The sequence below is a fragment of the Thalassospira indica genome (genome assembly GCF_003403095.1).
GTDB lineage: Bacteria > Pseudomonadota > Alphaproteobacteria > Rhodospirillales > Thalassospiraceae > Thalassospira > Thalassospira indica.
Genome location: NZ_CP031555.1, coordinates 3,095,234 through 3,107,669, shown reverse-complemented (window position 1 = coordinate 3,107,669; position 12,436 = coordinate 3,095,234). Strand labels below are relative to the sequence as shown.

The window sequence follows — 12,436 nt, the reverse complement described above, 5'->3', positions numbered from 1 at the left end:
AATCGAGCGCAAATATCCTATTTCTGTCACAGAATTGCCGGATAGCTCTGCAACAGTGTGGTCAAGCGCGATCTGTCGCATACAACAAAACACCCGGGTAATACGGGACACGGGCAGGTCGTGCGGAGCAAACATCCATACTCTCACGGGAAGATCCAAATGGCCCATCAGTCCCATGGTCCGGTCGCGGTCGGCGACCAGTTCAAACTCGCTACACCCAACGGTCCGATTTTCGAAGTCATCAAAATCCGCGAAATGGCCCCGGTTGATCATGCGCTGATCACCAAGGTACGGGATCAAAAATCCCCGACGCTGATTGCGATCACCACCTTGCTTGATCGTGATTTCTATATTCCGGTTCCGCCGGAAAGACGCCAGATGCCTGATAATGATGGCATATTGCGCGGTCTTTGATTGTAAAGCGTATCGATAGGCAGTTTAGCGCCTGTTGATATGAAAAACAGGTTGGCTTGGCGGCCCGGACGCGATGAAATGGCAACATTTAGAATCACCGCCATCCGGGACCGCCAACATGACCGATACCAACGCTGATCAGAATATCCTCGCCCGCCTGTTTTCCGTGCTGGAGGACGACATTCTGCCCAAAACCCGTGCCGGCGTATCGGGCGGCAACAAACTGTTTGGTGCGGCGATCCTGCGCAAGGATGACCTTTCGCTGGTCATTGCCGAAACCAACAATGAAACCGAAAATCCGCTGTGGCATGGCGAGGTCCATTGCCTGAAGCGGTTCTATGAAATCCCCGCAGATCAGCGCCCGGCAACATCGGAGCTGATTTTTCTTTCAACGCATGAGCCGTGCTCCATGTGCCTGTCGGCCATCACCTGGGCCGGGTTTGATAATTTCTATTATTTCTTCTCGTATGAAGATTCCCGTGATGCCTTTGCCATTCCCCATGATCTGAAAATCATGGAGGAGGTCTTCACCCTTGAGGACGGCGAATACAACAAATCCAATGCCTTCTGGGATAGCCATTCGATGATGGCCATGGTTGCGGAGCTGCCGGAAGATCAGAAGGCCGCCTATGTGACACGCGCCAAGGCAATTTCAGATGAATATGACCGGTTGTCGTCCCAATATCAGGACAGCAAATCTGATAACGACATCCCGCTGAACTAGGCCCGACGCAAAGCCCTAAACGCACAAAAAACGCGGCCCACCTTTAAGCGGGGCGCGTTTTAGTATTTTCGGGCAGTTTGATCAGGCGGCGCGAACCGTTGCGATGAAACTGTCGACTTCTTTGCCAAGGCGGGCGGCCGATTTTGAAAGCTCTTGCGCGCTGGCCAGGACCTGGGTCGCGGAATGGCTTCCTTCGTTTGCCGCCTTGGTGACATCGCCAATCGCATTGGTCACTTCCTGTGTGCCGTTGGCGGCCAGTGCGATGTTATGGCTAATCTCGTTCGTGGCGGCGTCCTGCTGTTCAACTGCTGCTGAAATCACCGTCGAGCTTTGCTTGTTGTTTTCAATGACATCGCTGATTTCATCAACCGCGGTGACCATTGTGTTGGTAATGCCCTGTACTTTTTCGATCTGGGCGGTGATGTTTTCGGTCGCACGCGCCGTCTGGTTGGCCAGATTTTTGACTTCCTGTGCGACAACGACAAACCCCTTGCCGGCATCCCCTGCGCGTGCTGCCTCAATGGTGGCGTTCAGGGCCAGAAGATTGGTTTGCTCGGCAATGTCCTGAATCAGTTCCACCACGCTGGAAATTTCGCGTACAGCACCCGCAAGCCCGTTTGCCGTTTCGCGGGTGGAGCTTGCCGTTTCTGTGGCCCGGGTGGTTATATTCGTTGCGTTCTGGACCTGCGCGCTGATTTCGCGAATGGATGCGGCCATCTCTTCGCAGGCAGATGCCACCGTTTCGACATTTGTACTGGCAAGGCCAGACGCATTTGACACAGACGTTGCCTGTGCATTGGTCTGTTCCATGATCGCGGTAAGGCCTTGGGCGGTTGCTTCCAGTTCGGTTGCCGCAGATGCCACAACTTTGACAATCGTGCCGACATTGTCCTGAAACGCATCGGCCAACTTGTTCATTTGTTCGCGCTTTTCTTTGGCGGCCTGCACCTTGGCTTGCTCTGCTTCGGCTTCAAGTTCCTTGGCGCGGATCATGTTCTTTTTAAAGACTTCCGTTGCCTTGGCGATATCGCCAATCTCGTCGGGACGATCGGTGCCAAAGACTTCGGTATCAAGTTTGCCATCGGCAAGGGTGCCAAGATTGCCGACAATTTTTTTGATCGGTTGGGTCACCGAACGGGCAAAGAGGATACTCGCCGCGATGCCAAGAACTGCCAAAAGGCCGACAATCACCGCCGCAATCATCAGGGCGCGATAAACAGGGGCAAATGCCTCGGCAGTGTCAATCTCGCCCAGAACAATCCAATCGACGCCATTAAACTGGATCGGCATATAGGCCGAAATGACCGGCACGCCGCGGTAATCAACAATTTCGTGAATGCCACTATTGCCCGCCAATGCATCGCGGGTTGCATCCTCGTTCACACGGGTTTTAAGGATCGTGCTTTCTTCGGAAAACCGGGAGTCACTCCGCATCAATCCGTCTTCACCCACGATATATGTTTCACCACTTTCGCCCATACCAACCGATGCATTCATGATGCTGTTGATGCGTGAAATCGGCATCTGGAAGGCAATCACACCAAGCAATTCCCCTGCTTCAGACCGGACTTGATGGGCGATGAAACTGGCCGGGGCATCAGCACTGGGTGCATAGGGGCTGAAATCGGTAAAGGCGATGTCCTTGGGGGAATTCAGCGCCAGTGTATCGCGAAATACCCGGCCCAGATCGGTCTCCGCCCATTCGCCTGTTTTGACGTTGGTGGCAAAGTCCGCCTCCTTGAAGACGGAATAGACAAGCTCCCCGTCGGCACGGATCAGGAAGATGTCGTAATAGCCTTTGAGTTCAAGAAACTCGCGGAAATGCGGGTGATAGGTCCGGTGGGCCTGGCTCCAGTCCGATCCATCCCCGGCATCGGTCAGCAGATGCTTTTCGCCAAGCGGGTGGCTGTTTTCGGTGATGTAAAGATTTTGCAGGGTGGCCATCGGGTTACCATCCAGCTGTTCCCAGCTTCGGGAAAAAGCGTTTAGTGCATCTCGGGTAAAGCCACTGTCTGCCTCGATGATCAGGTCTTCTTCAATCGATGTCAGGTAGGACTGGATCGACTCTTTGCGTGCATCCGTAAGCGCCAGAAGCTTGTTCTGCACCTCGGTTTTCTGGGTGACCCAAAGTTCAAAGGATAAAATTCCGCCAGCGCTCAGTGCCGTCAGCAGGATCAGGCCTGCAATGATCGTCGGTAGCTTCACCGAAATACGTTTCATGACATTTCCTCTCGCAGTGCCGTTGCCCTGTTCCAGAGTTCTGGTCGGCTTGCACCCGTGGTTTAAAAGCAACAAAATGTGCCGCGGGTTTCTTCATTCGCTTTTTTGACGACGCGAAAATATCCCCATTTGGGGACAATACTTGTTTGTTGAGTATTTAATCATTAAACGCAAAAGTTGAAGTGTGATTAATTGTATTCTCAAAAAGGTTTTAAACGTCTGAGTCCGAATCTGGCGAGTTTTATCGTGCAGTTCTGCTAAACTGCGCGGCATGGAACAGCTCAATAACGATATTTGCTATCAGGCACTCAAAACCCGGGACCGTCGGTTTGACGGGCGGTTTTATACCGCGGTTCGGACCACCGGGATTTTCTGTCGCCCGATTTGCCCGGCGGTCACGCCCAAGCGCGACAATGTGGAATTCTATCCCAGTGCCGAGGCCGCAATTGCCCATGGTTTTCGCCCATGCCTGCGCTGCCGCCCCGAAGCCGCGCCGGGCAGCCCGGCAAGTGCCGGTGTGCATGCCACGGTCGCCCGTGCGGTGCGCCTGATTGATCAGGGCGTGCTTGAAAATGGCTCGATCACCGATCTGGCCGACCGGCTTGGTGTCGGGGACCGGCATTTGCGGCGCATCTTCAAGGAACATACCGGTGTCACGCCGCAAGAACACGCCAAAGCACGCCGTCTGTTGCGGGCGCGGCAGTTGATTGTCGATAGCAACCTGACCATGACCGAAATCGCCGATATCGCCGGTTTTGGCAGTTTGCGGCGTTTCAACGATGCGATGAAACAGGCCTATGGGCAGGCACCGACGGCCTTTCGGCGCGGTGTCAAAACTCTGAGCCCGGAAAAGCCGGGGTCGGATGATCCGTTTGCTGCGCGCAATGATGATTTGATTTTACGTCTGCGTGCCCGCCAACCCTTTGATGCCGACTATCTTCTGGCCTTCTTCCGCGCACGTGCCATTCCGGGCTTGGAAACCGTCCGTGAACGCACCTATGCGCGCGGTTTCAAAATTGATGGCAAGCTCGGATTGATGATCTGTCATTTCAGCGCCGACCAAGCCGGCGTGGATGTCATCCTCCGTGGCCCGGCCCGCGAGGCGGTGCTTGAAATCGGCGCAAGGGTGCGCAGGCTTTTTGATCTTGATGCCGATGTGCCGTCCATCACCGCACAGTTTTCCGACGATGCCTTGCTGGCACCCTTGGTACAAAAACGCCCCGGCCTTCGCGTGCCCGGATGCTGGGAGCGGTTTGAACTGGCCCTTCGGGCTGTTTTGGGCCAACAGGTTTCGGTGGCGGCGGCACGTACCTTGGCCGGGCGGCTTGTGGCCCGGTTTGGCGATGCCTTGCCCGATGATCTGATTGCGGGGACGGGGATCACGCATGTTTTTCCGACACCGCAAAGTCTGATCGGACAGGAACTGATCCCGATTGGGCTGACCACGCGACGGGCGCAGACCCTTGCCGATGTGATTGATCTGTTTGCCAGATCAGATTGTGATCAGATGTCTGGTGAGGGGCTGATTGCTGCCATGACGGCGATCAAGGGCATTGGCCCTTGGACATTGAACTACTTTGGTCTGCGCGGGCTTGGTGACCCGGATGCTTTCCCGGCCGCTGATCTTGGCATCCTTAAGGCATCTGGCATGGGCGGCGGCCCGGACAAGGTGAAGGCACTGGAAAGCATTTCGGAAAACTGGCGGCCATGGCGGGCATATGCCGCGCAATATCTTTGGTCCGCATTGGAAGGAGAATGACGATGTCCACCCAAATCAATGTCGTGCGTTATGCCAGCCCGATCGGGAAACTCTCGCTCGCTTCAATTGACGGTAAGCTGGTGCATCTTGATTTCGAAGACAACGATGATCGCCTTAAAACCATTCAGACACGACGGTTCAAGAACCTTGAATGGAAAGAGGGCGGGGCAGCACCGGCCCCGATCACAGACTGGCTGGATGGCTATTTCGACGGATCCGTCGGCGTGCTGCCGATCAATGCGATCAACTTGGTCGGAACACCATTTCAGAAATCGGTTTGGGATGCCTTGGTCAATATCCCGAGTGGTCAAAGCGTTTCATACGCCGGGCTGGCTGATCAGCTTGGCAACCCAAGGGCGGTTCGGGCGGTGGCGCGGGCCAATGCGTCGAACCCGGTATCGATCATTGTGCCGTGTCATCGGGTGATCGGATCGAACGGCACATTAACCGGCTATGCCGGTGGGCTTGATCGCAAGAAATGGTTGCTCGATCACGAGGCCGCCATGCTGGCCAAGGTGGCCTGAACCCAAAAGAAAAGGCTGCCGGATGGCAGCCTTTTTGACTTTGGCGTGATGTCGCAGTCGATCAGATCGACATGACAATACGACCATCGATCTTGCCATCGCGCATACGATCAAAGATCGAGTTGATGTTTTCCATCGGCTCGGTCGTGAAGTGGGAATGCACCTTGCCGTCACCGGCAAAATCAAGCGCTTCCTGAAGATCGGCACGGGTGCCGACAATCGATCCACGGATGGTTTTGCGTGACAGGACGGTATCGAAAATATCAAGCTCGAACGTTCCCGGGGGCAGGCCACAAAGCGCCATGGTCCCGCCACGGCCCAGCATGCCTACACCCTGTTTGAAGGCCGCGCGCGACACGGCGGTGACAAGCACGCCATTGGCACCGCCCATCTGTTTTTGCACTTCGGAAACAACGTCGGTTTCGGCCGCGTTCAACGTCCAGTCCGCACCAAGATCTTTGGCGAGTTGCAGTTTCTCGTCGGCAATGTCAACAGCGATAACTTTCATGCCCATGGCCTTGGCGTATTGCACGGCCATATGACCCAGTCCGCCGACGCCGGAAATCACGACGGTTTCGCCCGGCTTGCATTCGGTTTCCTTAAGCCCCTTATAGACCGTGACACCAGCACAGAGCACCGGGGCTGCATTGCCAAATTCAAGCGGATCGGGCAGGTGGCCAACATAGTTCGGATCGGCCAGGACATATTCGGCAAAGCCGCCATTCACCGAATAGCCGGTATTAAGCTGCTCGCCACACAATGTTTCCCAGCCGGTAACGCAGTGATGGCAATGCCCGCAGGCTGAATGCAGCCACGGCACACCAACACGGTCGCCTTCCTTGACGGATGTCACGCCTTCGCCCACTTCGGCAACAATGCCGACACCCTCGTGGCCCGGAATAAAGGGCGGGTTCGGCTTGACCGGCCAGTCGCCTTCGGCCGCGTGAAGGTCGGTATGGCAGACTCCGGACGCTTCGATCTTGACCAGGATTTTCCCCGCCGTGACCTTGGGCACGGTGACTTCTTCAATCGACAGCGGCTTGCCAAACGCCCTTACGACGGCGGCTTTCATGGTGGAGGGCATGGTGACATCTCCTTGCTGATGATACGGAAAAGAACGTCTTTTCTTCAAATATCGCGAAGGGGAGTGTCGTTGATTTCAGTTTGCACCACCATGAGGTGTATCAATTTTTTGATGAATTCTTATCAGGCGGGCAATGGCCTTATTCGCCATCACCGTCAATGTCAGGCAATTCAAGGACATAGTCCTGATAATAGTCCGGCGGCATACCTGCTTCATAGCGCGCTTCGTCATTAAACGGCGGCTTGAGCGGCCCACGGAAATGCTTGCGCAGCATATCATGCCATGTGGTGTAATAGGGCAGGTCGCGCTGATCACAGACATATTCGTAATATTTCCGGCCCGCGGCGACATGGGCGATTTCATCATGGGCGATGATTTTAAGGATACGCGCACTTTCCGTATCACCATGCGCGAGAAGCCGTTCGATGGTCGGCGGGGTGGCATCAAGGCCACGCGCCTCAAACACCATCGGCACCACAGCCAGACGTGGCAGGATGTCATAGGCCGTATCCATCGATGTCTGCCAAAGCCCGTCATGGGCGGGCAAATCGCCATAGGCCGCGCCAAGTTCCCCAAGGCGCTTATTGATCATTTTGAAATGGCGGGCTTCGTCATCGGCGACCTGAACCCATGCATCGTGAAAATCGCGCGGCATGTCTGCCTCGGGAAAGCGCACACACAGATCCCATGCCAGGTCGATGGCGTTGAGTTCGATATGGGCCAGGGCATGCAAAAGCCCGATGCGGCCCTGAACGCTGCCTTTCTTGCGCTTGGGCATCTTGTTGGGGGGCAGCAATTCCGGCTTTGCCGGGCGACCAGGACGATCGGGCAGGTCGGTTGAACCCACTTCAGTGATCTCGCCATTGCGCCACATCGCCGCCATTTCGGCAGTGACATCGGCCTTTTCGGTGGCGTCTTCGGTCAGAAGGGCACGTTTGGCAGCATCAGCGAGGGTCAGTTTGGTCATGATCGTCCGAAGTATGGGATTAAGGTTCACGTGCGCTTTGTCTGCCACTTGCCGGCCATCGGGTCAATTGGCAAACAAAAAGGGCGGCCCGCCATCAAGGTTCGGACCGCCCTTTGAAATCGTTTGGCGCATGCGCAATCAGGTGATGTTGAAGCGCGCCAGTGCCTCTGCCAGATCCTCGCCAAAGGCATTGCCCTTGCGGATGATCGCGGTCCGGCACGGCAGATCCTGAAGCGACGGATGGTTCGGCGCATCCGAGGTCAGAACTGCGGTCGGAATGCCGCGCGTTTTCGGCATCGCCTGCAGGGCATTGGCCAGATCTACACCTGTCAGTTCATCAATGGTCTTGGCGACAATGATGAAATCCGGGCGGGTGCGTACGGCAAGTTCGATCGCCTCGAACGATGTCTGGGTGACCGAACTGCGATAACCACAAGCGGCCAGTTCGCGTTCCAGAATGGTTGCCAGGGAGCGTTGCGGAATGACCAGCAAGGCTTCGACATTGGCCTGTTTCAGCCAAGCCGGGTCAATATCAGGGGTCCGTTTGGACGGCAGTTCGCGCACGAATTCGGCGGTGTCGGTCCCGCCAGCCGTCATGTCACCATCAAGCAGGGACTGGATCTTGTCGACAAACGCCTGGATATCTTCAATCGCGCCTTCGTTCAGTTCCTTGCAGGTCGTGACGTAATCCGCAAGACGATGACTGGTCAGGTTGATCAGCGGCGCTGATACTGACTTGCCCTTGTATCGCAGATTGAATATTTCGCGCTGGATGGCGGTCAGATGGGCGGGATCTTTTTTGCCGCGTGCGTTTTGCAGATGAACGTCAATCGAATTGATGATGTCATGTGCTTCGTCGCGAAAATCCGCCAGCATTTGATCGTCGAGATCAACAACATTGTTATTCATTTGATTACCCGCTTTGCCGGCATGCCGGTGAGTTTTCATCGAACAGGTGAGAATTAGACCTCACCCATCACTCCCATATCCGAATTGTTAGCCCGACAAACAAGGGATGGCAACAAAATCAGCAAAACGCAATACGGCCAGCCGTCTGAAAGAAAACGATTTTACCGCCAAAAAATCAAAGGCCCGGCAAGTTTTCGCCGGGCCTTGATACGAGAAAAATCTGAATTCAAAGGGCTTTGACGGCCTCGAGAACCTCGGCAACGTGGCCCTTGACCTTTACCTTGCGCCAGGCATTGCGAATGACGCCGTTGCCATCAATGACAAAGGTCGACCGCTCGATGCCCATGAATTTTTTGCCATACATGCTTTTCTCTTTCCAGACACCGTAATCCTCGCACGTGGTGCCGTTCTCGTCGGATGCGAGAATGAAGTTCAGATCATGCTTGGCCTTGAATTCGTCGTGCCGGTCCGCACTGTCCTTGGAAATGCCGATGATCTGCGCATCGACAGCGCTGAAATCAGGTTCAGCATCGCGGAATTCGCAGGACTCGGTCGTGCAACCCGGCGTCATGTCCTTGGGATAGAAATAGATCACCACCGGTTTGCCTGCCAGATCCGACAGTTTCACGCTGCCATTGCCATCGGTTGGCAGTTCGAAATCCGGGGCCTTGTCACCAACATCAACTGTCATGGTCTATCCTTTTATCTTTTGGGACCGCATAGCGGCATGTTGCAACCGTGAAAATACAAAGCCTTATAAGGATGGCAAGGGGGCTTGGATCATTGCGGCGCATCTGTTGGCGCAATCTTTTCCGCGGGGGCTGCAACCACGCGATCATAGATCTCCTTGATGCGGGTTGCAGTCATTTCCATTTTGTCCTGAAGGCTTGCGAAATCATCACATTTTCCGGCATTTGCCAGCATTTTTTGCAAATCCTCGCTGGCTTTTTCAGGATCAAACGGGCCCTCGGTCGTCAGGCGCAACATCGCCTGCAAGGCCAGCCAGAATGATGCGGAATTGGCCAGAAACTCGGCCTCTTCGCCATCAAGGATCCCCACCGTCGCCAGATTTTTGAAAACCTCGCGGGTTGTCGGTGACAGGACCTCCGGGTGGTCGTGGGCGTGGCGCAGTTGCAGATATTGCGCAATGAATTCCAGATCGACCAACCCGCCACGGCGCATCTTGATTGCCCACGGGTGGTTGTCGCCTTTGCCAGCCTCCATCCGGTTGCGCATATCATAGACTTCGCTCACCAGTTTTTCCGGATCACGTTGTTTGCACAGCACGTCGTTGGTCGTGGCCAAGACCTTGTCACACAGTGCTTTGGGGCCATAAACCGCACGCAGGCGCGTCAGCGCCATGTGCTCCCACGTCCAGGCTTCGTTGTTCTGATAGGTTTCGAAACTTTTGAAATGCGTCGCAAGCGGCCCTTTGGATCCGCTGGGGCGCAGACGAAGGTCCGTTTCAAACAGAACCCCTTCGGCGGTCGGGGCCGACAGGGCGTTGATATAACGCTGGCTGAGCCGGATGAAATAGTGTCCGGGCGACAATGGTTTTTCGCCATCGGACTCTTCGGCATCTTCGGGCACCTCATAGATGAACACCATATCAAGGTCGGACCCGGGGGACAGTTCCTGCCCGCCATGCTTGCCCAGTGCAAACACCGCAAGCCCGCCATCGGCAAACGAGCCATGTTTGGCAGCAAAATCGTCGGCAATACGCGGGAAAAGTGCGCGAATGGCAACATCGGCAACATCGGCCAATGCACGGCCAGCTTCGTGCGGGGTGTGACGGTTCTGGATGGTTTGCACATCAATCTGGAACTTCTGGTCATTGGCCCAGCGCCGCGCGGCATCCAGCCAGTCTTCGACCATGTCTTCGCGCGACAGGCGGGTATCAAGTTCCGCCAGCATTGCATCCGCATCAGGCAGTTCTTCGTGGAAGCCCGACATCAATACGTAATCAAGCACCGCGGCATTACGCCCGATATATTTCGCCATGCGCGGCGCGGTGCCGGCAATCTGGGCGAGTAGTTCAAGCAATTGCGGGTGTGCGGTAAACAGCGAAAACAACTGCACACCGGCCGGCAGACCTTTGAGAAAGTCGTCGAAGGCACGAAATGCCATGTCCGGATTGGTTGTTTTACCAAGTGCTGCCAAAAGGGTCGGCATCAGTTCGGTCAGGATTTCACGCGCCCGGCGTGATCGGGTTGCCCGGTAACGACCATGATGCCAGCCCCGCACCGTGACCGAGACGTTTTCGGCATTCTCAAAGCCCATCTCGCGCAGATTGACCAGGGTTTCCGGATCGTCCTCGGTGCCCGTGAAGACAAGGTTGCCACTGGCACCGGCAAGGGTCGTGTCGTCTTCAAACAATTCGGCATAGTTGTTTTCAACATTGCGCAGATGCAGCAGCAAGTCCGCCTTGAAGGCATCAAGCGTTTCATAGCCAAGGAAGGTCGCCAGTGCCAATAATCCCTGATCGGTATCGGGCAGAGTTTGGGTTTGTTGATCATTGATCATTTGCAGGCGGTGTTCGACCGTGCGCAGAAAATCATAGGCGGCTAGCATTTCATCGCGGACTTGCTCAGATACCTGACCGAACTTGGTCAATGTGCGCAAGGTGTCGCAGGTCGCCTTGCCGCGCAGCGCAATCTCGCGTCCGCCCCAAATCAGTTGTTGGGTCTGGGCAAAAAATTCAATCTCGCGGATGCCGCCACGACCAAGTTTGATATTGTGACCGGGGATATTGATCTTGCTGCCGCCCTTGTGGGCGTTGATCTGGCGCTTGATCGAATGAATGTCCTGAATGGCAATGAAATCAAGATGCTTGCGCCAGACAAAGGGCCGCAGGATTTCAAGGAATTCATTGCCCGAAACGCGGTCGCCGCCGACAATGCGGGCCTTGATCATGGCCGCACGTTCCCAGTTCTGACCGACGGTTTCATAGTATGTTTCAGCCGCAATCATCGACAGGATCGGCGGGGTCGATGCCGGGTCCGGACGCAGGCGCAAATCAGTGCGGAAAACATATCCGTCGCCCGTGCGTTCTTCCATGATCCGGGTGATATCGCGCACCATCCGCACCAAATCCTGATGAATGCGATCGGGGTCGATATAGGTCACCACATCCTGATCATAGAGGAAGATCAGGTCGATATCCGATGAATAGTTCAGCTCCCCGGCGCCGAGTTTCCCCATCCCAATCGCAAAGATCCCGGATCCCTCAAGCGGATTTTCCGGGTTGGGCAGGTCATATTTACGAAGCCGCGCCATGGCGGACAGACAATGCGCCATGGTGAAATCAAGGGTGTATTCTGCCGTTTTACTGATTGCCGATGTGACCTGATCAAGTTTCCAGGCCTTGCAGATATCGGCAATCGCGATAACCAGTGCCGCTCGGCGTTTGGCGTGACGGACAGTCGCCATGGTGGTCGTCTGATCAAGGTCGCTTGCATTCGCACTGACTTTCACGGGCTCAAGCGCGTTGGCAAATGCCTGATCAAGGCCGCTGTCAAACACGTCACAGACCGTATCGGGATCGCGCAGGCACAGATTGGTTAGATAGGGGCTGTTACCAAAAAGCGCTTCAAGAACCGCACGTTTTTGGGGATTGGACGCAATCTCGCCAATTTTGTCTGACAGGCTTTCAAACGCTGGTCGACCCGCCAATGTGTTCCAGCGTTCTAGCGCATTGGTCACACGGTCGGCGTCAAAGGCTTTGGGCAGGTCCTGTGAAATCCAGGAAAGAGACACTTTTTGCGTTCCTTGTATTGCGAAATGGTCACAAACCGCGCTATGCAAAGGATTGAGCCTGATTGCATAATCTCTGCAA

The 12,436-nt window shown here is 55.3% G+C and carries 10 protein-coding genes; 4 read left to right on the top strand and 6 right to left on the bottom strand.

Annotation, left to right across the window (positions count from 1 at the left end; translation table 11 throughout):
* Positions 1 to 159: 159 nt before the first annotated feature.
* Positions 160 to 414 carry a hypothetical protein gene (locus tag DY252_RS14695; RefSeq protein WP_008890625.1) on the top strand — a complete coding sequence of 85 codons (255 nt, stop codon included), beginning with the start codon at positions 160 to 162 and terminating at the stop codon, positions 412 to 414.
* A gap of 118 nt (positions 415 to 532) precedes the next feature.
* A complete protein-coding gene (locus DY252_RS14690; RefSeq protein WP_064789839.1) occupies positions 533 to 1,138 on the top strand; it encodes a nucleoside deaminase in 606 nt (201 codons plus the stop codon).
* Positions 1,139 to 1,219: 81 nt separating this feature from the next.
* Here the strand turns inward: DY252_RS14690 and DY252_RS14685 are convergent, their stop codons facing one another.
* Positions 1,220 to 3,358, bottom strand: coding sequence for a methyl-accepting chemotaxis protein (locus DY252_RS14685; RefSeq protein ID WP_064789778.1), 2,139 nt, complete (start codon positions 3,356 to 3,358; stop codon positions 1,220 to 1,222).
* A gap of 271 nt (positions 3,359 to 3,629) precedes the next feature.
* Here DY252_RS14685 and DY252_RS14680 point away from each other — a divergent pair, with 271 nt between their 5' ends.
* Together DY252_RS14680 and DY252_RS14675 are read left to right on the top strand one after the other, a co-directional pair.
* Positions 3,630 to 5,117 (top strand): DNA-3-methyladenine glycosylase 2 family protein, encoded by a 1,488-nt coding sequence (locus tag DY252_RS14680; protein WP_064789779.1) that lies wholly within the window; start codon positions 3,630 to 3,632, stop codon positions 5,115 to 5,117.
* A 2-nt stretch (positions 5,118 to 5,119) separates the two neighbouring features.
* Positions 5,120 to 5,641: a methylated-DNA--[protein]-cysteine S-methyltransferase gene (locus tag DY252_RS14675; RefSeq protein WP_231959772.1), complete on the top strand. Its 522-nt coding sequence runs from the start codon at positions 5,120 to 5,122 to the stop codon at positions 5,639 to 5,641.
* A 61-nt stretch (positions 5,642 to 5,702) separates the two neighbouring features.
* Here the strand turns inward: DY252_RS14675 and adhP are convergent, their stop codons facing one another.
* From adhP to DY252_RS14650, 5 genes are all read right to left on the bottom strand, one after another.
* Positions 5,703 to 6,725 (bottom strand): alcohol dehydrogenase AdhP, encoded by a 1,023-nt coding sequence (gene adhP / locus DY252_RS14670; RefSeq protein WP_064789781.1) that lies wholly within the window; start codon positions 6,723 to 6,725, stop codon positions 5,703 to 5,705.
* 139 nt (positions 6,726 to 6,864) lie between these two features.
* Positions 6,865 to 7,692 carry a ferritin-like domain-containing protein gene (locus DY252_RS14665; RefSeq protein WP_064789782.1) on the bottom strand — a complete coding sequence of 276 codons (828 nt, stop codon included), beginning with the start codon at positions 7,690 to 7,692 and terminating at the stop codon, positions 6,865 to 6,867.
* A 138-nt stretch (positions 7,693 to 7,830) separates the two neighbouring features.
* Positions 7,831 to 8,601, bottom strand: a complete 771-nt coding sequence (locus DY252_RS14660) for a response regulator (protein WP_008890637.1) — start codon at positions 8,599 to 8,601, stop codon at positions 7,831 to 7,833.
* A gap of 226 nt (positions 8,602 to 8,827) precedes the next feature.
* A complete protein-coding gene (bcp, locus tag DY252_RS14655; protein ID WP_064789783.1) occupies positions 8,828 to 9,292 on the bottom strand; it encodes a thioredoxin-dependent thiol peroxidase in 465 nt (154 codons plus the stop codon).
* Positions 9,293 to 9,381: 89 nt separating this feature from the next.
* Positions 9,382 to 12,357, bottom strand: a complete 2,976-nt coding sequence (locus tag DY252_RS14650; RefSeq protein WP_064789784.1) for a bifunctional [glutamine synthetase] adenylyltransferase/[glutamine synthetase]-adenylyl-L-tyrosine phosphorylase — start codon at positions 12,355 to 12,357, stop codon at positions 9,382 to 9,384.
* Positions 12,358 to 12,436: the final 79 nt, after the last annotated feature.